Source organism: Pedobacter sp. GW821-FHT01D05, assembly GCF_059422505.1.
Genome location: NZ_JBWKXA010000011.1, coordinates 33898 through 57215, shown reverse-complemented (window position 1 = coordinate 57215; position 23318 = coordinate 33898). Strand labels below are relative to the sequence as shown.

The 23318-nt window shown below is 38.4% G+C and carries 19 protein-coding genes; 4 read left to right on the top strand and 15 right to left on the bottom strand.

What is annotated here, in order from left to right; genetic code table 11:
- Positions 1-58: 58 nt before the first annotated feature.
- From AC07VK_RS24550 to AC07VK_RS24515, 8 genes are all read right to left on the bottom strand, one after another.
- Complete coding sequence (locus AC07VK_RS24550) at positions 59-2134, bottom strand: SurA N-terminal domain-containing protein (RefSeq protein WP_492956146.1); 2076 nt, start codon at positions 2132-2134, stop codon at positions 59-61.
- A 230-nt stretch (positions 2135-2364) separates the two neighbouring features.
- Positions 2365-2937 carry a hypothetical protein gene (locus AC07VK_RS24545; protein ID WP_492963925.1) on the bottom strand — a complete coding sequence of 191 codons (573 nt, stop codon included), beginning with the start codon at positions 2935-2937 and terminating at the stop codon, positions 2365-2367.
- Entirely contained in the window at positions 2937-4250 is a 1314-nt protein-coding gene (gene bamG, locus AC07VK_RS24540) for a BamG family beta-barrel-assembly machinery protein (protein ID WP_492956148.1), read from the bottom strand. The genes AC07VK_RS24545 and bamG overlap by 1 nt, the downstream gene beginning before the upstream one ends.
- A complete protein-coding gene (locus AC07VK_RS24535) occupies positions 4231-4965 on the bottom strand; it encodes a type III pantothenate kinase (protein WP_492956149.1) in 735 nt (244 codons plus the stop codon). Before AC07VK_RS24535 ends, bamG begins: the two co-directional genes overlap by 20 nt.
- 154 nt (positions 4966-5119) lie before the next feature.
- Positions 5120-6100: a DUF6427 family protein gene (locus AC07VK_RS24530; RefSeq protein ID WP_492963921.1), complete on the bottom strand. Its 981-nt coding sequence runs from the start codon at positions 6098-6100 to the stop codon at positions 5120-5122.
- 587 nt (positions 6101-6687) lie between these two features.
- Positions 6688-7677, bottom strand: coding sequence for a glycosyltransferase family protein (locus AC07VK_RS24525; RefSeq protein ID WP_492963919.1), 990 nt, complete (start codon positions 7675-7677; stop codon positions 6688-6690).
- A 20-nt stretch (positions 7678-7697) separates the two neighbouring features.
- A complete protein-coding gene (locus AC07VK_RS24520) occupies positions 7698-8552 on the bottom strand; it encodes a UDP-2,3-diacylglucosamine diphosphatase (RefSeq protein WP_492956152.1) in 855 nt (284 codons plus the stop codon).
- A 482-nt stretch (positions 8553-9034) separates the two neighbouring features.
- Complete coding sequence (locus tag AC07VK_RS24515; RefSeq protein ID WP_492963917.1) at positions 9035-11530, bottom strand: YfhO family protein; 2496 nt, start codon at positions 11528-11530, stop codon at positions 9035-9037.
- Between the two features lie 129 nt (positions 11531-11659).
- On the opposite strand from AC07VK_RS24515, the gene AC07VK_RS24510 reads away from it, so the two are divergent.
- The 3 genes from AC07VK_RS24510 (at position 11660) to AC07VK_RS24500 (ending at position 14002) form a co-directional block, all read left to right on the top strand.
- On the top strand, positions 11660-12745 hold the full coding sequence (locus tag AC07VK_RS24510; protein ID WP_492963915.1) for an alginate lyase family protein: 1086 nt from the start codon (positions 11660-11662) through the stop codon (positions 12743-12745).
- A 62-nt stretch (positions 12746-12807) separates the two neighbouring features.
- The gene (locus AC07VK_RS24505; protein ID WP_492963913.1) at positions 12808-13314 is read left to right on the top strand and encodes a GbsR/MarR family transcriptional regulator; all 507 of its coding nucleotides are present in this window, start codon (positions 12808-12810) and stop codon (positions 13312-13314) included.
- Between the two features lie 238 nt (positions 13315-13552).
- On the top strand, positions 13553-14002 hold the full coding sequence (locus tag AC07VK_RS24500) for an SRPBCC family protein (RefSeq protein WP_492963911.1): 450 nt from the start codon (positions 13553-13555) through the stop codon (positions 14000-14002).
- A gap of 6 nt (positions 14003-14008) precedes the next feature.
- Here AC07VK_RS24500 and AC07VK_RS24495 read toward each other — a convergent pair whose 3' ends face one another.
- The 7 genes from AC07VK_RS24495 to AC07VK_RS24465 all read right to left on the bottom strand — a co-directional run bounded on the left by AC07VK_RS24495 (position 14009) and on the right by AC07VK_RS24465 (position 22391).
- A complete protein-coding gene (locus tag AC07VK_RS24495) occupies positions 14009-14425 on the bottom strand; it encodes a nuclear transport factor 2 family protein (RefSeq protein ID WP_494939844.1) in 417 nt (138 codons plus the stop codon).
- A gap of 609 nt (positions 14426-15034) precedes the next feature.
- The gene (locus AC07VK_RS24490; protein ID WP_492963907.1) at positions 15035-15289 is read right to left on the bottom strand and encodes a DUF4834 family protein; all 255 of its coding nucleotides are present in this window, start codon (positions 15287-15289) and stop codon (positions 15035-15037) included.
- Positions 15290-15416: 127 nt separating this feature from the next.
- Positions 15417-15614, bottom strand: a complete 198-nt coding sequence (locus AC07VK_RS24485) for a YwbE family protein (protein ID WP_029278858.1) — start codon at positions 15612-15614, stop codon at positions 15417-15419.
- Between the two features lie 50 nt (positions 15615-15664).
- Positions 15665-16957, bottom strand: coding sequence for a DUF3472 domain-containing protein (locus AC07VK_RS24480; protein WP_492963905.1), 1293 nt, complete (start codon positions 16955-16957; stop codon positions 15665-15667).
- 77 nt (positions 16958-17034) lie between these two features.
- A complete protein-coding gene (gene uvrB, locus AC07VK_RS24475; RefSeq protein WP_086548159.1) occupies positions 17035-19077 on the bottom strand; it encodes an excinuclease ABC subunit UvrB in 2043 nt (680 codons plus the stop codon).
- Between the two features lie 345 nt (positions 19078-19422).
- On the bottom strand, positions 19423-21795 hold the full coding sequence (locus tag AC07VK_RS24470; protein ID WP_492963903.1) for a M1 family metallopeptidase: 2373 nt from the start codon (positions 21793-21795) through the stop codon (positions 19423-19425).
- 11 nt (positions 21796-21806) lie between these two features.
- Positions 21807-22391 carry a HupE/UreJ family protein gene (locus tag AC07VK_RS24465; RefSeq protein ID WP_492963901.1) on the bottom strand — a complete coding sequence of 195 codons (585 nt, stop codon included), beginning with the start codon at positions 22389-22391 and terminating at the stop codon, positions 21807-21809.
- A 255-nt stretch (positions 22392-22646) separates the two neighbouring features.
- On the opposite strand from AC07VK_RS24465, the gene AC07VK_RS24460 reads away from it, so the two are divergent.
- The gene (locus AC07VK_RS24460; RefSeq protein ID WP_492963899.1) at positions 22647-23312 is read left to right on the top strand and encodes a class I SAM-dependent methyltransferase; all 666 of its coding nucleotides are present in this window, start codon (positions 22647-22649) and stop codon (positions 23310-23312) included.
- Positions 23313-23318: the final 6 nt, after the last annotated feature.

Here is a 23318-nt window from a genome sequence, read left to right as displayed (position 1 = left end):
AATAAAAAAACCGTTCCGACTAATCATCGGAACGGCTACAAAATTACGTATTTTCTACTTAATAGAATTTCACGCGATTGTCTTTTATCTTCGCATTTTCCTGTAAAGCCTGGAAAGCTGATCCTAATGAACGCTGTCCTAAACTTAACATCATGCTTTCTTTTTGTTTAAACATGTTGGCAATTGGTGCAGGGCTTGTAAATCCATCAACTGAAAATACATAAACACCACGTTCACCTTGAACAGGAGCAGATACTTTACCTGGCTGTGAACCGAAAACGCTTCCTACTAAAGCATTTTCCTGTGCTACACCTGGAATTACCGGGTTGGCAAATACCACGTTCTGTACTGGATTAACCGGACGTGCAACTTTAGCTGCAACCTGATCGATACTTCCTTTACCTGCGTTGGCTAATTTTTCTTTTAATTGTTTTGCTTTAACGGCATTAATTACCATTGGCTCAATTTCTTTCTTCACATCAGCTAATGATAAAATACCTTTAGGGCTGATTGTAGTTAAACGGGCCACCACATAAGCATTGCTCATGGTATAAATTTCAGGCAATACATCACCTTTATCTGCTGCGTAAGCATCCTGAATTAATTTACGTGGGTTATCTAATCCAGCTGCAAATCCTTGTGTTGATGCAACTTTATCAGCAACAGCAACTTTTAATCCTTTTTGTGCAGCAAATTTGCTAAAGTCGTTACCTTTCACCTCAGTTAAGAAATTGCTTGCTGCTTTGTAAGCCGCTGCCTGGGTTTTGCTACTTGCATTTAATGCTTTTTCTACGTAAGCTAATTTAGCCACTTTAGATGAACCGATCTGTTTTTCGATTTTAAGTACGTGGTATCCAAACTGAGATTTTACTACTTTAAGATCTCCTGTCTTCCCATCAAAAGCTGCATTCTCAAATTCAGGTACCATAGCGCCACGGGCAAAAGCCGGCATTTCGCCACCCTTATCTTTCGAACCATCTACACTATAGTTTTTAGCCAGTTCTGCAAAGTTAGCGCCTTTTAAAATTAATGCTTTTAATGAATCAGCTAACTTCAATGCTTTATCTTCGCCACCAACTTTAGCCGGATCGATTAAGATGTGGCTTGCTTTTACCGAATCAGGAGAAATGCGGGTAGATACTACCTTTACAATTTTGTATGAGTTACCGCTTAATTTAGGGCCATAAAAACTGCCTGCTGGTAAAGCAAATACTGCTGAATCAACAGCCGGATCCAATTTACCTTTTGTGATATAAGTAAACGGAACTTTTACGTCTGAATTGATGGCTGCGAAAAGTGAATCGTTTTTAGCCACCTGGAAATCAGCAGCAATTTTGTCTACCTGAGCTTTGATTGCCAATGAATCTGCTTTGGTTGGGCTGATACTGAAGGTAACATATTCGAAAGCACGGGTTTCTTGAGGATTGTTGAAACGCGCTTTGTTCTGCTCATAATATTCCGAATAATCACCATCTGTTAATTTAACAGAAGCATCAGGAATAGAAGTATAATCTAAACTTACATATTTAAAATTAGCCAGTTTATTACGGTTGGTATATTCATCTGTAGCTTCCAAAGAAGTTACATAAACCGAATTACGGATCAGGTTAGAATATTTTGTCTGAAGGGCCTGGTTTTTAATTTCTTCCTGTAACATATTAGATTGCTGCAATGCCTGAGGTTCTTTCGATTTTAGAAAGTTCATCAAGGTAGCACGGTCTAACTGTCCTGTTTGAGGATTAGAGAAATATTGTTTAATTAGGGGGCTAGGGTTTTGGCCTTGTAATAAATCTACCAGTTCATCTTCTGAAACTGTTAAACCTAAACGATCGTATTCTTTAGTTAACAAAACTTTTGCCAACTCGGCATTCCATGCCTGATCAACAGCCATAGCAGTCATCTGTGCATTTGCACTGCCGCCATATTGTTGTTTCATCTGGTTTACACCCTGATCAACCTTTGGTCCGAACTCATCAATACTGATATCATTACCATCAATTGATCCTACAACTTTTTGATCTGCTGCCCAAAAAGGTTTACCCACGTTAATTGCATCACCTACTAAAAATGCAACAATTGCAAAACCGATGGCAAAAACTAAAATATAGCCTGCACGGTTACGCAAAAATGTCATTAATCCCATATTGTAATTATAAATTTATTTAGTTCTTTTTTAAGAGGGCGCAAGATACAAATTTGCCTCAAAAAAGAAAACACAAAATTTTATTTATCAAGTGTTTAATTTTTAAGCAAATACAGGCCCTGTTTTAATGATTGAAATCACAGAATTTTGAGTGATTGAATTAGATAATAAGTGGGATAAACATCCGAATAAAGCCATTTAACATTCACTCATCTCGTCGTCTAGGGCGCTACGCCTTCCTTCATGTTCAGCTCGCCGTTTCCACTATCCATTTCATAAGTGCTAAAATCCTGCGGAGCTTTAAAGTTTATGCCTTCGCCTATGCTTCCATCAACTCCTTTCACATATACCCGTTGATTGGAATAAAAAATCTTTTTCGACTCATCCCAGATCAGCTCCTGCGAAGAGAAAGTATCGCCCTTACTGTTTTTTACGACTACATTTTTCCTAAATTCGGTTTTAAGCTCATTATCCTTCCTAATGGCGTAATCGCAAACCAGGTTTCCATCAATGGTTCCGTTAGGGTTATAAAAATCGATATTTACCCCCTTAATCATTTCCTGATAAGCGCTTCCGTTTGAAGGCGTAACCTTATCCATTATTGGGGCATAACCTTTAGCCTTAATTCTGGCCGAATCGCTATAAGTAATGTCGACACCTATGGTCCGGTCTCTGGACAGGATTACCTTATTTGGTGAAACTGCATTGGCATTTTTCAGATCGTCGTCTCCACAGGAAGCCAGAAAAAAAGGCAACACCAGAAACAGACCATATAAAAATGTCTTTAAATTCATTAGTCTACGCGGTACTTACGGAACCAGGTATCGTTCAAGGTAAAGCCTAAGTGGAAATTAATAAACTTCTCTTTAACAAGATTATCGCTTAACGTTCCTCTTTGTCCGAACTCGGTTGTAAAGTTGATTTTATAAAATGCTGAACCACCGTTAGCAGTAGGCAATGGGAATCCAAAACCTAACGATGCACCCATTTGTTTGATATCCTGATTACCGATTTTAATATAAGTTTTATCGTAATTAACACCAAGGCGGTAATCTACACGTTTCATATAACTGTTGTAAGAATATGCATCTGGTGTCCACTGGCCACCGAGCGATGCTCCCCAGCTATCCTGCAAACCTTGACTTACATTATTGATACTTGTTGCAGACCATTTACTCATTCTAAAATCGGCACCGATCATCCACTTATCATTTTGCTGGATAGAGATTCCAAAATTGTGCGTTAATGGCAGGGTAAGGTTAGATTTTCCATTATTCGCGATATTTAACGTATCGGCTGCAGGGTTTTCATTACCACTTTGATCCCTGGTGTAGAACGTAGCAAAAGAAGTTTGCGTTGAATTTATTTTCCCGGAGGTGCTTCCCGAATAACCAAGGGTCATAATTGTTTTCTTACCGATGTTAAAATCGTACTGGATGCCATAAGAGTAATTTATACCGCCAACACTGTTTTTATTTTGAAGTTTAGCATTATAAGACCCTGCCGATTGAAATTCGGTAGCCCTGGTAGTTTGGAGGTTACCAAAAATATATTCTAAGTTACCACCAATTCTTAAATGATCGCCAAAACGATAACCATAACCTAAATAAGCCTTTGATAAGCCGCCTTCGCCTTCATAAAGCTGGTCTAAAGTGGTTGTGTCAACTTTGGTTGTATTTCTGTAAGAATAACCCAAATCTGAGTAAGGCAAAATACCAAAACTCAGGGCCGACCTTTTGGTAACCGGAGCGGCAAATGCCAAATGACTAAAAGTAGAATTGAAACTCGTTTCGCTTAAATTGTTTCGCGAAAGATTGGTTATGCCAGCACTCATTCCCACATCTATGGTAGTTAAAGATATTCCGGCATAAGATGCAGGGTTTTGCATATTAATATAATTGAACCCTGTTACTTTACCTACTGCGGTAGAAATTCCACCCATTGCCCTAAGCTGGGGCAACAAAGATCCCTTTATATTTCCAAGTCCATATCTTGAATATGGTGATGAAGTGGTAACCTGTGCCTGGGCACTTAAACCACAAACTAGAACGAGTATGGCTGCAATATAATTTATTCTTTTGTACATTTTAATCTGCAATAGCTTCATTTAATCCTTTTAATACTAAGTAAGGATCTTTTATAATTTGAGGCGCAAAGATGCTGTTTTGTAATTGTTTATACAAAAAATTAGCATCACCCCCCGTTATAATTACCTTCAGAGCACTTTCTTTTTTATTATTTAGGGCAATAAAGCCTTCAATTTCATTTATTATCCCTTGTAAAACGCCGTTTTTGATCGCCGATTGAGTATCAGTACCTTCCACAATATTTTCATTTGCATCCCACTCCACCAAAGGCAAACGGCCAGTAAATTCGTGTACAGCCTTAAAACGCATGCTAATACCAGGGCTTATACTTCCGCCAAAATATTCCTTCGAGCTACTTAAAACATCGTAAGTAATACAGGTGCCCGCATCAACCACTAAACTTGCGTTTGTTGGATGTAAGCCATTTGCACCCAAAATAGCAGCCCATCTATCTAATCCTAAAGTAACTGGCGTTTTATATCTATTTTGTACACCATTCGTCAACATGGTTGAAAAACGGATATACTCGGTATGCTTTTTTAAAAATACTTCTAATGGTCCAACTTCCTGGTTAACACTGCTGATGATGGATTTCGCTGGCGAAAACTTCTCAATCAATTGAGCCAGATCAAGTATCCCAATTTTATTGAAACGCTGATGGTGAATAATTTCCTTATTTGCAAAAACAGCAACCTTAACAGCAGAATTTCCAATATCAATGCTTAGTCTACGCATTTAGAATCTCCCACTGCAAATAATATGTTCTCAGAAATTCCAATGACTCCATTTTTTATCCATCTTGATTAAAACTAAAAAGCTTTAATTCTAAAATCATGCACAAAGCTATTAATCTTTGTCAAGTTTCGTTCTAGTTATTTGTTAAAAAAGGTTAAACAAAAAGAAAATACTGTATCGAGAGCACAAATAAAATGAACAATGTTTCGTAAAACCAACGTTTTTTAGCATTGCTGAAATAGTACGCCAACAGCACCGATCCAGGTGGTACACACAGCAAAAAATGCCAGGTCCTGAAATCGGGTTTAAGGTAAAAACTAGCTGCAGAAATGATAAACATGAAAAACAGCAGCTGGAAACTTTTCCGTGTACTGATAAAACTCCTGAAGAAATTTTCGCGGAGCTGTAGTGATGCCAGTATGATAATTACTGTTACGGGGATCAGCACCAGGTAATCGTTATAGTTGATTTTAAAAACCGAAGGAAACTTATTGCCTAATGGTTTCCATATCTGATAAAACGAGCTTAAATTATCATTCCAGTAGTAAAATACGGCCAGAAAAAAGAAAACCGTAATAAAGCCAATCAAGCCAGCTACCCATTCGCGCCAGTTAAATGATCTAAAAAGCAACAGCGCTAAAAAGATCATAATCAACATGGTCATAAACGGAAAGTAGATCAGTGTTCCAACCCCAATAATCATCCCGATATCGAAAACAGTGGTAATGGAGTTCGCACTTTTACCCAGTTTTAAAAACTTATCTATAATCCAAATTAGCAGGAAGTTACACAACAATGCCGGGCTTAGGATCATAAAAGGCATAAACAGGCTTGTTCCTGTAATAAACATCAGCCCCGGCAGGAAACTGGGTTTGGCCAATAAATTATGGTTGTTTACAACCCGGTTGAAAATTAAAGCCTGTACATACACCAAAAGTGCCGCGATAAAAATATTGGTATATGGCGTAAAGGCATTGTCTAAATCTATATTGATCAGCAACCGGGCAAATGGCTCCAAAAAATCAAAGTTCAGCTTATCGTGTGTTTCATGAAAAATGGCAATACGCAGAAAGAACGTATATGCCAGCAAGAATACGAGGTTAATTGGATTTAGCTTTCTAAATTGATTAATCATGCCTTTTTTAAAGAGTAGGCAAAGTAAAGAAAATAATTTAACAGTAGGAGCAGAAAGACCAAAGCTTAAAGGCTAAAGCAGGGATGCATATGGTTGTGTCTCTTATAAAGTTTTGTCAGTCTGAGCGGAGTCGAAGACCGTTTGGTTAATGAAAAAGCAGAAAGGGGAGTGCTGTTATTTAGAAAAGCAGGGGCCTGTGTAAATCGGTTCCGGAAGCCCTGCTATCCACTTCAAGCCTCCACTGCGTTACGGGCTTTCCGTTTCTATCAGGTTTAGATTACGCAGGATTGTGCCACGGATTAGAACAATCCTAAAGATCAAAGCGAATCGGTAGCAGCGGAACGTACCAATAGGCGATAGATAGCTAACCATTCCCAAAAGCGCTGCTTTGCGTTAAATAAACCCGGGAGTAGCGGCAGCCCCGATCCTTTATCGGGCTAAAGCGAATAACGGGGCTGTGCAAGCCAAAAGCTTCTGGCATTCATTTCCAAAATCAAACAGCTAACTCTGGTGAGTAAAATCATGATAAGGATCCTTCGACTACGCTCAGGATGACAATCCGAGGGTGATCAACTTTGGACTCAGGACTAAATCCTCGCATATTTCTTCACCATATCATCAATAATCTGTGCTGTTTCGTCTGGAAAATGAAACTCATGCTGTTGGGGGTTTTCTACCCAGTTTTTGATAATCGGCAACCAGTTCCTCGTACTTCCCCAAATTACAGGCAAACCAAACTGTTTTAAAGCATAGGCATTACACTGTTGCTCAAACTGGAAACGCATAGGCGCAACCAGCAGTTTTTTCTTTAAATAAAGTGCTTCAGCAGGTCCTTCGAAACCGCCGCCAGTAAACAAACCTTCGCAGGTGGCCAGGCTTTTATTAAATTTTTCGTTGTTAACCGGTTCTACAAAAACATTCCCTTCCTGGTAGGCAACTTTACTGTGTTTAGAAAAAACCTGCCAGGTAACTTCAGGGAGCTGTGTAAAAAGTTTTACCAAACGTTTATCATCAATGGCTGGAAGATATACCGTATAATGTCCTAAATTTTCACTTTTTAGATTTCGGATCTCTGCCCTGATTACCGGAGTATGGATAAAAGTATCGTAACGATCGAAATGAAAGCCAATGTGGTATTTGGTAGGCGCATAACGGCTCAAAATAAGCTTTCCCCAATCTAAGGTTCTTGGACGGGGTACTTTTTTAGATTTAAAGGCAGCCTGATGGCTCAATGATATACATTCAATGCCCTGCAGTTTACAGGCCCAGGCGCTTACAGGTTCAAAATCGTTAACGATAAGGTTGTAATCTTTCAACGGCAGCTGCTTCATATCTTTTCTAAAGCGGAAAAGATTCATGTTCAGCCATGTTTTAAAATGGTCTACACCACCTTTTTTCCCAAAGATAAAACTGAAACCATGCAATTGGTATTTTACAGGCTGACTGAGTTTCACATCGGCCTGTGTTCCACTTACTAAAATATCCAATTCGCCATACTGCTGAAGCAAAGGAATAATTTCCCGCGCCCTGCTGATATGACCATTACCTGTTCCCTGTATTGCGTAAAGTATCTTCATTTATGCCCGAATATCTAAAATTATTGGGCAATTTCATATTTTATATTCTGTAAAAGAATATTTATGTCGAGTTTACTTTTTAAATCCTCGGCATCAGAAAGGATTCCTTCATCCAGTTCGTCTTTTGTAAAATGTTGATGTTCGTACTTAAAAACCGTCCAGTTTTTGTTTTCATATTCTAAAGCAGTCAGGCTTTCTACCCAATCTCCGCTGTTCAGGTAAAGCACTTTTCCATCTTCTGTGGCGATTTCGCGTTGCTCGGCCTGGTGAATATGACCACAAACCACATACTGATAGCCTTTTTCGATAGCCAACTCGGCTGCAGTCTGCTCAAAACTATTGATAAACTTAACGGCATCTTTAAATTTGGCCTTGATTTTTTTCGAAAAGCTCATCTTTTCCCGCCCAAATGCGGTAAGTACCCAGTTTACAAAGCTATTAATGAGGATTAGTGTATCATAGCCAACCGCACCAAGTTTAGCCAGCCATTTAGAGTGCTGCATGGTAACATCAAAAACATCGCCATGAAAGAACCATGCTTTTTTACCGTCCAGCTCTAAAATTAACTTATTCTGGAGATGGAAAGTCCCCATTTCCATACCATCAAATTTGCGCAGCATCTCATCATGATTTCCGGTAAGGTAGTGAACCTGAACACCCTCCGAGACGAATTTCATCAGTTTACGGATCACTTTCATGTGCGATTCGGGCCAATAACGCTTGCTAAACTGCCAGATATCGATGATATCGCCATTTAAGATCAGTGTTTTGGGCTTTATGCTCTTTAGGTATTTTAGAAGTTCTTTTGCATGGCAACCGTAGGTGCCTAAATGTACATCGGATATTACGACTACATCGACATTTCTTTTATCCATAAACAGGAAATTTTAGGGGGAAGGGTCTTATTACCGCTCGATTGAAGCAGTTCAGAGATAAATTAGTTGTGTTACCACTCCTCTTCCTCATCGAGTTTTACCTCAAAGGGGCTAAAGAAATAAAGTACAACAATTAATAAACATACGGCAAAGAATGATTCTAACATATCATCTGATTTACATTACAAAGGTAAGACTCTGTATATCAAACAAATGTTACGACACTGTTAAATTTTAGTTTGGTGGTTCATTAGTTTACTGGTTCATTTGTCATTGCTTTATTACCCACCGTCGTCATTGCTTAGGCGGATACTGGATTATCCTACAATTTTCCTTACTAAAGGGTCCTTCGACTACGCTCAGGATGACAAACCGAGAAAATATTCCGTGTTTCCGTGGCGAGAAATCATTGCAAAAAAACCGGCAACAAAAAACCCCGCAAGATCAAAATCCTGCGGGGTGTAAATCTATTTTAAGAAAAATTATGCTTTAACTGCTTTCTTTTTCTTCTTTTCTTCTGAGTAAAAGCCAAAACCTAATCCGGCCAACAATAAGATAGATCCAGCTAAAGAGATTTTCTCTCCAGTATAATACGATGTTGGATGGAAAATAAACTCAAGTTTATGGTTACCTGCTTCTAACTGTGCTGCACGTAAAACGTAATCAGCCCTGAAGTATGGCTTTTCAACACCATCGATATACATTTTCCAGCCTTTATCATAATAGATCTCTGAAAACACTGCAATTACATCTTTAGCGGTTGAGTATTCGTAAGTCAAATGATCAGGGTTATAGTTGGTTAATTTAATAAAACCTTCCTGACCAGTTCCCAAACGCTTGGTATCGATCGAATTTTTGAAACTTTCATCAACAATGGCTTCCTTTTTAGCATCAAAACTGCTGATTGCCTTCATTTCTTCATCAGCATTTTTAGCAAACTGAACACTTTGTACAAACCAGGCATTACCCGCAGCCGTTGCATTACGCTGCATTTTATACGATCCGTTTTGAGGATCCTGAGTAATGATGTACTTCGTATTTAACATATCCAATACATCTTGGTTAATACTTTTTGTTAATTGGTTATCTACCAACTCCTGAAAACGTTTTAACCTTGCGGAGTGGAAACCACCAACGGTTTTATGGAAATAAGATGTTTCGGCACTTTTAAACGGATCGCCCAACGATAAATCGAAAACTCTAAAGTTTGGATCTTTATCAGCCGCGATAAAATTATCTACATCTCTAGGCTGGTAATGGTTATCTAAATCGGATTTACTTACAAAATTTTGGTTGTTTAAGTAACGGCGGTCTACCTGCCACAAATCAATTAAAACAAATAATGCCAATAAACCAAAAGCCAATTGCATGTTTAATTTTTTGGTAATGAAAGCCCAGGTAATACCAAAACCAATAGCGACGAACAATAAAGAGCGCAAAGCGTCAGCACGTGCTAAAGCCACACGGTCGGCAACAATGCCATTTAAAATTTCCATTGCAGCACCGCGGTTATTCTGCAAGGTTTGTGTTAAAGCATCTAAAACCTGTGCCTGGTTGGCCTGCGTAAAACTGAAGAACGCCGTAGGGATGACGGCGATAATTAAAGCAAAACCGCCTGTAATACCTGCTGACCAGGTTAATCGCTGCACTAAATATTTTTGATCGTATTTTCCTTCCTGTGCTTCTTTAATGGCCAGTATAGCCAGCAAGGGTACCAATAAGCCTACAACGGCCAATATCGATTCAACAGCCCTGAATTTGTTATAACCGGGAAGGTAATTAAAGAATATATCCGAGATAAACGGTAAGTTACTTCCAAAGGAAAGGAACAGCAATAAGACACTTGATCCTAAGATCCACCATTTCCAGCGGTGTTTTACAATAAACAATCCGAAAACAAATAAGAAACAGATAATGGCGCCAAAATAATACGGACCGGAAGTACCCGGTTTATTGCCCCAATACTGATTGGTACCCAAATTTTGAGCTACATAACCAATGGCCTGTTTTGGATCAACGCCTTGAAGATTTTTTTCAACTGCTTTATAAGTATTGCTTTCAGGTTTAATAATTTCGTCAATACTGCTTGCACCACCATAAATATTCGGAATCAGAAATGAGAAACTCTCTCCAACACCCTGGCTCCATTGGTAAGCATATTCTTTATCTAAACCATTTGCAGGTTCAGCCTTATCGGTTGTTAAATTAGATTTACCACGGATGGTTTCTTTGCCATACTCGTAGGTTGTCCACAAGGTACCCGCATTTACCAGAACCGATAAGAAAATACCCGCTGCAATATAAGCAACAGCTTTACCAAATGCCGGAAGCTGTTTTGCTTTAAAGGCATGGTAAAGTTCTATACAGCCTAGAATAAATAACGCTATAAATAAATAATAGGTCATTTGGATGTGGTTCGAGCGGATCTCTAGCGCCATAAACAGCGCCAGAAAACTGCCTCCTACCAGATACCTGCCTCTTAGGATGAGAATAATGGCAGCCAAAATAGGAGCGAAGAAACCAATGGCCAGGGCCTTATTGCTATGCCCCGCAGCAATAATGATAAAATTATACGAGGTAAATGCAAAAGCAATTGCACCCGCTGCTGCAAGCCATGGATTTATTTTTAATACACAGAATAATAGATAAGCACCTAAAAGGTATAACAGCACCGTTCCAACAGGATCAGGGAATATACCTTTTATTACATCGATACCATAAGTGGTAATATTTAAAGGATACTGCACCCAAATCTGGTAGGCGGGCATACCACCAAACATCTGGTTGGTCCAAAGTGGTCCTTTACCATCTTTCGCCTTAATATCCATAATTTCTTTCTGCATGGCTTTAGCCTGCAAAACATCGCCCTGTTGTGGCGCTTTACCCTGCAAAACAGGACTGAAGTAGGCAAAAGTGATGACTACAAAAAATGCAATAATGGCTAAGTGAATGCCATTTTTATTAAACCAGTTATTCATTAAGGTTTGTTTAAGTTTAAACGAACGTCAAAAATAAAAAATTGGGCGGTATAAAAAAGGAATAAATTAAATGCATGCTGAATAAAAAATTAGATTTGTAGCAAAGAATAAAAATTCAACCTATTTATTATGAGAAAGTTTGTCATTACAATCGCTCTTGCTTTATTATCTTTTTCTTCATTTTCGCAAATTGTAAGTTTAAATAACAATGAAATTAAAAAGCTGAAAAGCCAGATAAAAAATGATGGAGAAACCAAAAAACTATACCTGGGCTTTGAAAAATCGGCATTACTTTATTTAAATGAAAACCCAGATCCAATTGATACCATCAGAACTGAAGGATTATTAAAGGGAAATCCAAAAAAAGAGAAAACCAGATTGGCCCTTGCAGATATGAACAAAATGTTTGCACTGGCCTTACAATACCGGATTACCGACGATCAAAAATATTTAAACAAATGTGTACAATTTCTTGGTGCATGGGCCAAAATCAATAAACCTAATGGCGATCCTATTGATGATACCAATCTGGATAAAGCCATTGAAGCTTACGACCTGATTAAAAAAGATATCCCAGCAGCAGATAAAAAACAGATTGAACAATGGCTTACTGAAACGGCTTTAGCAGAAATTAACAGCAAGCGGATGAGACCAGGGAGAGCTACCGCCATTAATAACTGGAACGCTCACCGGTTAAAAGAAGTCGGCGAAATTGGTTACACCTTAAACAATCAGCAGTTTATTAAGTGGACCATCGACAATTTAAAAAGCCACATCAACATCAATTTATATCCAGATGGCACCAGTTTGGACTTTAAAGAACGCGATGCCATGCATTACCACATTTACGACCTAGAACCCATGCTAAAGCTGGCCATTATGATCGACAGGGCGAAAGGCACCAATTTTTATACCTACGAGTCGCCTAAAGGATCTTCGATCAAAAAATCTGTAGAATGGCTGATCCCATACATCAATGGAGAAAAACAGCACGAAGAGTATGTAAATACAACCGTTAAATTCGATCGCGACCGGGCAAAGAACAATGAGCCTGGATTTGCCCCCGGAACGATGTTTAAACCAGATTTGGCATTACCGGTATTGAAATTATCTGTCTATTTCGATAGAGCGCAGGCTGAACTATTAAAAAAAGTAAATAACAATGCTACCAGCTGGCAGATGCTACTGGATAAACTACAACGGGAAAGTAAATAGCTTCCGAAACAAATAAACTTTCAATAACTATTGAAAGTTTAAAAATAATTTTATATTTGTGTATGGAATTAGCAGCAGCAAAATTAAAATTTATAGAAGCCTGGGGCAAATTAGGCTCCGAATGGGGAATTAACCGCACCATGGCCCAGGTACATGCGCTATTGCTCATTTCTCCTGAAGCACTTACCACCGAAGAAATTATGGAGGCGTTGAGTATTTCCAGGGGAAACGCCAATATGACCCTGCGCGATTTAATTGGATGGGGCTTAATTGAAAAACAGCACAAAGCTGGCGAGCGCAAAGAATACTTTTTTGCCGATAAGGATGTTTGGAATATTTCCCGTCAGGTAGCTAAAGAACGTAAAAAAAGAGAGTTAGAGCCTGTTTTAAAAGTTTTGAATGAACTATCAACGGTAGTGGGCGATGAAAAAGATCCTGAATTTAAAACCTTTAAAAAATCGGTAAGTGATATTAACAAACTTGCAATCAACGTAGATAAAACTTTAGAAACAATGCTTAAAGCTGAAGAAAGTTGGTTCTGGGGCTCGTTATTGAAAGTATTTAAATAGAGATATGAGAGGGAGGTATTGAGTAGCAAGATTTGAGTATCGAGTAGTAAGTATCGGGTAGCAAGACATATTCACCCTAAATGCTAACCACCAAGGGCTAAACCCTAACCTCTAAAAAGCCTTGCCCTTAAGTTCGGCTTTACTTCTCATCCAAAATTTTCATTTTTATTAAAGAACAGTAGGGTTAATCGAACAGGTTAAAGCAGAAAGCATAGAAAAAACGCCCAAAGTTAAGTGTATGCCTACAATTATCTTAAAAACATCGATTAATGCGCCGATTGAACGCTGTTTCGATCTGGCCAGAAGTATCGACCTCCATATACAGTCGATGCAAAGTTCTGGTGAGAAAGCCATTGCTGGGAAGAGAGCTGGATTGATCGACCTACATGAATCGGTTACCTGGCGGGCCAAACATTTTGGCATTCCGTTCGAAATGACAAATAAGATTAGTACAATGGAATATCCAACACGCTTTGTAGATGAGATGGTTAAAGGCCCCTTTAAAAAACTTCACCATCAACACCAGTTTAAAATAATAGGTTCTCAGACAGAAATGACTGATGTTTTTGAGTTTCAGGCACCGTTTGGTTTATTAGGCCGGCTTGTAGAAAAAATATTTCTCAAAAATTATATGTCGAAACTAATTGAGAAAAGAAACAAGGTAATCAAATTTCAAGCTGAATGTTAATATGCGCTATTTGTGCCTCGCACTCTCATTAAATTGCCAAAGCACATTAATAATCTTCCAGGCGCCATTTAATTTAACAAGATGCATATAATCGATCCATTCATCTGCAATTAATTTAACTGAAGCCGTTTTCTCTGAAATATCAAGCATTTTAACTTCCTTTTTAGGAACAGCGGGAAATTTATCTTTTTTGCGGTTATAACTTTCGGCCAAAATAACCATCGATTCTGCAGAGGTTTCACGAACGTAGTCTTTGTGGGTTTCCTTATCCGTCCAAAATGTGCGTTTAACCAGCCTTGGGTGCAAAGCCTGCTCCATTTGTTTAGGGTTTGGGGCATGCTGCGATTCTATATAATCAAGAACTGCACGTTTGATTTCTAAGCTATCCTGTTTTGTTTGGCTAAAGCATTTCGCACTTATCATCCACAAGGAGATAAAAACAATAAAATATTTCATCGTTGTAGGTATATATCTGGTTTCGGGTTGAGGATTAAAAGTATTAAACTTAATCTATATATTTTTAATTATTGCTTTTTTGAATTCAAACAAAAAAGAGTCTTTATCTAAATATAGAGTTGTCATCCTTGGGGTTAATTTATTGTATAAAAATCAATATAAATAACGTATATATTTAATTTTTTTTGCCTTGTAGCGCAGTCTTGCCTCGGCTCGCCACCGCCGAAGGGCTCTTTCTTTTTGGCATCAAAAAGAAACAAAAAATGCCGGCTGAAAATTTTTCTTTTGAAGCCAGTGGTATGGCTGCGACAGTGAAGCCCGAAAAATTTGTTAGGCCGGATTTAAGTAGAACGGAGATATGGTGCTATGGCCTAGCTGTGCGGAAATGTACAAATATCACAAGTCACCCACTAATAAATAGTTGCAGAATAAAGTCAATGCTAGAACAGCGAAGACCCCGTTTTAAGTGTTTTACAAGGTGTCTCGACAGGATCAACTTGACAAATTCGATTGAATTACAATATGATACCGCCTCATATAAACAAAAAACCCTGAAACAAGTTCAGGGTTTAGTTTTTATTTCACTTCTTCGTAGTCTACGAAGTCGCCGAGTTTATCTGTTTTACTCTGATCAGGCTTTGGAGGCATATAATCTATCGAAATAGCGCCTTCAGGTTTTGACCGTCTTTGTTGTTGCTGTCCTGTAGCCTGATTTTGCATTTTGCTAGCCAGGTTATTAAACAACATTGGCAGAACTAACCTAATCAACATTCTGATCAGCCAGAGTACCAATATTGTGATAAAAATGAATTTTACTAAACCTAATCCCATTTTTTAAATTACTGTTGTTACAAATATAGACGTCATAAAATTTATTTTGTTACTTATTGAGCCTTTAATTGCATTTTGATTACAAATATAATACGTAAATAAGCCCACAAAGGTTTTAATATCCGCATTAATCTTCCATAATTTCAGCTACGCGGCCTACCTGACCATCTTCGAGCCTCACTTTTATCCCTCTGGAATGAAATGCCGATGAGGTAAGCAGATCTTTAACCACGCCATAAGTGATATTTCCCGACCGTTGATCTTTTTTTAAGATGATTCCGACTTCCAAGCCCGGATATATGTCTTTTCTGTTTTGCCCGTCCATTTGTGCTATAATATGATTAAAGCTTCAAAATTCCATAATTATTTCGAGTGTTACGGTAATTTACTGAAATCTATTTCAGGTTTTTTACCAGTAGTGCTTCTGGTAAGGATTTTTCTTGGTGTGGTATAATCGTTAAAAAAACCACCGTTCTTTAAATAAAAAACACCCTTATCTACCCCTCCCTGATAATCCATCCGATATCCTTTTGCTCCGGTGTTGTCGGTAGTAAAGCGGGCAGATTTTAATTCAGTCCATGTTCCCTTATCATCGCAGATCCATTGGTTATCAAACAAAACTTTCCGCGATAAGTCGCCCTGTACAGGTGAGAAGTTTTCTAAAAAGGAGTGGAAGCGCTTTAAATAGGTTTTAGTCTGTGGTCTGGTAAAACTGGCTATCAATTGCCATTTATTGATTTCGGGTGCAAAGAAATAAGCAGTATAGGTAGTTAGGCTATCTTTTCCAGGTACGCCATGCAGCAAGAATTTATAGGTATTCCCTGCCTTCCACATATAGTTTAGGTAGCTCTGACCTCCAGCGCCTTCATTACCAAACTCCCCAGTATGCACGCCATCGCCTTTTTTAAGCATTTTAATCTTGTGCGATTCCGGAATACTTTTAGGGTCGTCGGTATTGAAAGGGCTCCATACCGAAAATAAGATATGTCGCTCGGTTGGGCTATTTACCTGCATACCGAAATAGCCTTCACCAAATCCATTCGCCATAAAATAAGAACCTAGAATATCTTCACCTTTTGGTACGGTTACCTCATTATAATACCACTCTGCATTTACATTTTCGGGTTGTTGATAGTTCAGATGAACTGATGGCCCACGTCGGCCCCAGTGAAAAAAGTTGCCTTCGTTGTTTTTAACGTAAGCGGTTTTGCCTTCAATAGCTGTACCACCAATGGATAAGGTTTGTATTGAAGGAAATTTGCCAGCACTTTTGCTTATTCCTTTAATGGTTAACGCTACATATCCTGTGTCTTTAATGTTCCATTCACCAATCTTAGCATCAAAAGCTCTGGTTTCATCGAAACTTACTTTTTTAGATTGATTGTTGATGGCGAATTCCAGAACCGATTGTCCATCTACCGTAGGTTTATCACTTAACGATACCGTTATGGTACCAGGTTTAGAAACCCGAAAATAAGCTGTAAAATATTCTTTCGGATTAGACCAGTTTACAATTCCCCTGTTGGATAATGTTCTTTCTGAATCCTGATGTAATGAGCTGTAGGCATTACCTCCAAGAGGAAGGGAAATTGCTGTGACATTTTGGGCATGACTTTTTAGCCCCATGACACCGAGTACGATCAGTGTTACTAGTTTAAAAGATTTCATTTGATGATTTTTAGATAACTTATTGAATTGCAATTCTAATTCAAATTATCTAAAAATCAATCTTTAAAACCAAATCGTTACTTGCCGAATTTTTCGTTAAACATTTTCTCTAAGGCAAACATTTCGTCACGCAGTTTTGCCGCCTGTAAAAAGTCCATATCTTTTGCTGCCTTCTGCATGTCCTTACGTGTGGTATCAATTGCTCTTTGCAGCTCTGCTTTACCCATATATTGTACAATCGGATCTGCCGCAATACTGATTTCTGCATTTTCTACATAAGCCCTGGCTTTATTGTCGCTGGCTTTTTGAGAGAAATCGAGTACCGAAGTCTGTTCTAAAATTGCTTCTCTCGATTTACCTACCGTTTTTGGGGTAATGCCATTTTCAAGGTTGTAGGCAATCTGTATATCCCTACGTCTGTTCGTTTCTGATATAGTCTTCTCCATACTATCTGTAATGCCATCAGCATACATAATTACACGGCCCTTATCGTTACGGGCAGCACGGCCGATGGTTTGGATCAGCGATTTCTCAGACCGTAAGAAACCTTCTTTGTCCGCATCTAAAATAGCAACTAAAGTAACCTCTGGCAAATCCAAACCTTCCCGTAAAAGGTTAATTCCAACCAACACATCAAATTCTCCTAAACGTAAACCACGAAGAATCTCTACACGTTCGAGGGTTTTAATTTCAGAATGGATGTACCTGGTCTTGATATTTAAGCGATCAAGATATTTTGTCAATTCTTCAGCCATACGTTTGGTTAATGTAGTAACCAGGATACGTCCTCCGTCTTTTATGGTAATATCTATTTCATCCAAAAGATCATCAACCTGGTTAATGGCAGGTCTGATTTCAATAACAGGATCTAACAAACCAGTAGGTCTAATTACCTGCTCTACCACCACACCTTCTGATTTTTCCAATTCATATTCGGCCGGGGTTGCGCTTACATAAATGGTTTGCGGGGCAAGCGCTTCAAATTCGTTAAAATTCAATGGCCGATTATCCAATGCAGCCGGCAAACGGAAACCATATTCAACTAATGATAATTTCCGCGATCTATCTCCACCATACATGGCCCTGATCTGTGGAACGGTAACGTGGCTTTCGTCAATTACCATTAAATAATCTTCAGGAAAATAATCTAACAGGCAGAAAGGGCGCATACCAGGTTGCCTTCCATCAAAGAAACGCGAGTAATTTTCGATACCAGAACAATAGCCCAATTCTTTCATCATTTCAATATCGAAATTGGTACGTTCTTCCAGACGTTTTGCTTCCAATAAATGCCGATCTGCAATTAACTGGTTCTTACGGATTTCCAGCTCTTCCTGTATGCCCCAGATCGAAGAATTGAATCTATCTTTAGGGGTAACGAAAAGATTGGCCGGATAAATGGCCATGTCTTCTAATTTCTCGATGGTTTTTCCCGAAACCGGATCAATTGAAGAGAGTTCCTCAATATCATCGCCGAAAAAAGAAATGCGGTAAGCATGATCAAGATAGGCTGGAAAAATATCAACGGTATCGCCTTTAACCCTAAACGTTCCGCGCTTAAAGTCTGTCGTAGTTCTCGAATATAAAATCTCAACCAGGCTATGCAAAAATGCATTTCTCGAAATCCGTAAGCCCACACCAAAACGAAAAACCATCCTGGAAAAATCTTCCGGATTACCCATACCATAAATACAGGATATGGACGATACCACGATAATATCGCGCCTACCGCTCATTAACGAGGAGGTAGTACGCAACCGCAGTTTTTCAATCTCTTCGTTTATGCTCAGATCTTTTTCGATATAGGTATTGCTCGAGGCAATAAAAGCTTCTGGCTGATAATAATCGTAATAAGAAACAAAATAATTCACCGAGTTTTCAGGGAAGAAATTTTTGAACTCACCGTAAAGCTGTGCGGCCAAAGTTTTATTGTGGCTCAAAATCAGGGTAGGTTTTTGTGTCTGCTCAATCACATTGGCTACCGTAAATGTTTTTCCTGATCCCGTAACCCCTAGTAAAGTTTGATAATGTTCGTTGGCATTTACGCCATCTACCAATTGTTTTATCGCGTTCGGCTGATCTCCGGTAGGTTGATATTCTGAGGTGATTTTAAATTTCATGGGTATACCAAATATACGGTTTAGGCTGCAAAGTCTAAAACAGGAGAAAGTCAGGAAAGTTGGCGTAATAAGAAATTTATTCCTTTCAGAATTTTATAACCTTCAATATCCAAATAGCCATTTAGACATATTAACCTAGTAAATCAAAAGTTAAACTTTCGATTTACTAGGTTAATTCTTAGTATTACACCTCAATAAAAATCCCCATTGAAAATTCAATGAGGATTTTTATGAAACAAGGTCATTCTCGCATAAGCGGGAATCTAAAGGCTTATTGCATTACGATTATCTCCGATGAGCACTTCGTGGTTCCCAATCAGGTTGGGAATGACGCAACTTATAACGCTATTTACCTGCAGCTGCCTGCATTGGGTTTTTACCAACCGATTGGCCTCTTACTGCTCCACCAGTTTTGGTTTTATATACCTTAAACTTACTTTCTTTTGCTTTACCGCCCCAGGTGTTATTTGAAGTGTCGATATCAGCAGTTTCGCGTAACGGATCTACCAAAATAGAAGCTACTTCTTTATTTTTAACATAAAACTTAGCGGTTTTCAATTCGTTATGCCTCCAAATTTGAGCTGGGATACGATCTATTTCCTTTGTTCCATCTTTATAGGTAAACTCAACAATGATTGGCATTACTAAACCTCCTTTATTGCTAAAGCTCAGCTCGTAAAGAAATTTATTGTCATATTGACCCTGTTCTGCTGAAGGTACTGCTTCGAGCGCGACAGTGGCTTCTGTTTTAGTAGCAACAGTGGTATCAACAGTAACCATTCCCCTATCATATTTATAATAGAAATCCTGAGCTGCAGGAGTTTTATCTACGTAAAAATTAATTTTCTTATCCTCACGGTTCCTGATTTTAGAAATATCTTCAAAGGCATTAACAGCGGGTCTATCAATTTTAACCATTTTAGATTTGGCTTCCGGTAAATCTTTGGGAAAATCAGCTTTCGCAAATTTTACGCTGTCTAAAGCTATATCACAGGGATCAGTGCCGTAAAACCAACCTCTCCAAAACCAGTCTAAATCTTCCCCGCTGGCATCTTCCATGGTACGGAAAAGATCTGCAGGTTCAGGATGTTTAAAAGCCCACCTTCTCGAATATTCTTTAAACGCGTAATCGAAAAGTTCTCTTCCCATGATGGTTTCGCGAAGGATATTTAAACCGGTAGCGGGTTTCGAATACGCATTCGGACCGAAACGGGCAATATTTTCAGAGTTGGTCATAATTGGCTCCAGCTCATCTTTTGGCAGTTTCATGTAATCAACAATGGTATACGCCGGTCCTTTTTTACTTGGAAATTTGTTGTCCCAAAGCTCTTCGGTTAAATACTCAACAAAAGAATTTAGTCCTTCATCCATCCAGGTCCACTGGCGTTCATCACTATTTACAATCATCGGAAAAAAGTTATGTCCAACCTCGTGAATAATTACACCTAACATCCCATTTTTTGTGCTTTCGCTATATGTTCCATCAGTATCTGTCCGGCCATAGTTAAAACAGATCATTGGGTATTCCATTCCATTTGCGGCTTCGATGCTCTGTGCAACCGGGTAAGGATATGGGATGGTGAAATCTGAATAGGTTTTAATGGTATGTGCTACCGCACGGGTAGAAAACTTACTGTAAAGGTTGTATGCCTCTTTCCCGTAAAAACTCATGCACATTACAGTATTATTATTGGCCTGGATTTTTTGAGGCATCGCATCCCAGATAAACTTACGGGAAGAGGTCCAGGCGAAATCGCGGACATTATTCGCATTAAAAACCCAGGTTTTTTTAGCGGTAGATTTTTTGGTTTCCGCAGCTTTAGCTTCAGCCAAAGTTTGGATTTCTACAGGTGCAGCAGCAGTTTTAGCAGCATTATACCTACTTAACTGCGTTGGGTTTAAAACAGCACTATAGTTGATACACTCTCCTGTTGAACCCACCAGGTGGTCAGCCGGAACAGTCATTTGAACTTTAAAATCGCCGAAGGTTAAGGCAAACTCACCTCTGCCTGTAAACTGATGGTTCTGCCACCCTTGGAAATCGCTATATACACATAGGCGTGGGTACCACTGCGTCATGGTAAACAGGTAGTTCCCATCGGTTGGAAAAAACTCATATCCTCCACGACCACCAACACTCATCCGGTCGGAAATTTTATAGTTCCAATCGATATTGAAGATAAATTTTTGTCCGCTTTTCAGCGCTACAGGCAAATCTACCCTCATCATGGTTTTGTTAACCGTATAGGGTAAGTTTTTACCTGTTGCATCAGTTAATTTGGTAATGTTTATGCCATAACCGTTGTTTCCTGTTGCACTTAACTGATCTAAATTTTTAGTAGTTCCTGCAGCAGGCATTTTAGTCGCATCCTGGTAATTGGCATTTCTATCCGTACTATGCTCGTTTTCATCAAGCTGCAACCAGATATAAGTTAGAGGATCAGGAGAGTTGTTGGTGTAAGTGATCGTTTCAGACCCCGTTAACAACAGATTTTTTTCATCCAACTCACATTTGATGTTATAATCGGCGCGTTGTTGCCAATATTTAACACCGGGCGCTCCGCTGGCTGTACGTTGTTCGTTAGGTGTTGGTAAAATGGTACCCAACTGTTCAAATTTATTCCCGTGGTTACTTCCTGGGTTATTCTGGGTATTTTGGCCCATAGCCAAGCCACCAGAAAAGAATAGCAGGCCGGTTAAAATAATTAGTTTATTCATGATATGGTTTATTAAAAAGGAATTCGTTCTAAAGCCATTTTAAAAGCCAGGCTAAATACGGCTGCTGATATAAATAAAACCCAGCTCATACGCTTGATGCGGGTATAATTAAAAATTAAAAAGGTAATTAAAAGAATAATAATCACCATAAAAACCTGTCCGGCTTCTAAGCCAACATTAAAGCCAAATAGGCCCCAGCCAATATGCTGATCTTTAGCCAGCATTATCCGGATGGAGTTTGCAAAGCCCATTCCATGAATAAGACCAAAACCAAGTGCCAAAAAATAATTGATCTTAATTGATTTTAAGGAGAAATTCTTTCTAAACAAATTGCTGATGGCGGTAATTACAATGGTACAGGGAATTAAGAATTCCACCCATTTACTATCAAACCTGATGATATCCAATACACTTAAAAGTAAGGTGATTGAATGGCCAATGGTAAAAGCCGTAACCAATATGAGCACCTGTTTTAAATTGACATAACTGTAGATAGCAACCAGCGCCAAAATAAATAGCTGATGATCTAAAGCATCGGCACTGATGATATGTGCCCAACCCAATTTAAAATAAAAGATAAAATCTTGTAATGGCATGAATAATAAGCTAACTATTGAGAGTAAAATAGTTTACAATAGCTAAAATTATATTTTTAATTATAAAAACTCCAAATATCCTGTAAACAAAAGCCTAAATACCAAATTTGTTACTATTCTTTAAGTTATTTAGTGCTTTTTGGCAAATTTAATATAACAACTGTGTTTACAGTTGTAAACAGAAATTGTTGTTTCATATACATAGCCAATACAGTAACTTGGTACTTATAACTATTGGTCTTCTAATTAAACACTATGCTTTGGCTTAAATATCATTTACAAAAACCTGAAAAAGGTTTCGATCCGGTACCAAAAGCTTTTGCAGAAAAATATGCGGCAAATGAATACAAAAAAATTGACGGCAAAGTAATAGATTTTATAAAAACCCACTTAGGTGATTTCGAAAACAAAACCTTACTCGATCTGGGTGCCGGGCCCGGGCAATATAGTATCGAATTTGCCAGGAGAGGTGCAAAAGTTACCTGGCACGACATTAGCCAAAATTATTTAACAATAGCAAAAGCTAAAGCTCAGGACGAAAACATAACAGTAAATTTTTCATTGGGCTATTTAGAAGACGCCCATGGCAAGTTCGATATTATTTTTAACCGCATATGTTGGTATTACTGCATTAACGATTACCGGTTTGCAAAATGTATCTACAACTTGATCAAAGAAAACGGGTACGGTTTTATTGTGGTTAACAATGAGAAATTTCTTCAGCAGGAACTTGCAAAAGAATCAGGATTTAGAAAAATGGCCATTAAAATGAGTTTTTGGCTCAATGAAAATTTTAATATTAAGCTTACACATGTTCATCCGTCGCATAAAAAACTAAGTAAAATATTTGCCCGCTTAAATTTCAGGCATTTACATTTAGAACAATGCGGACATAACACCTTAATTACATTTAACAAGTAGAAGATT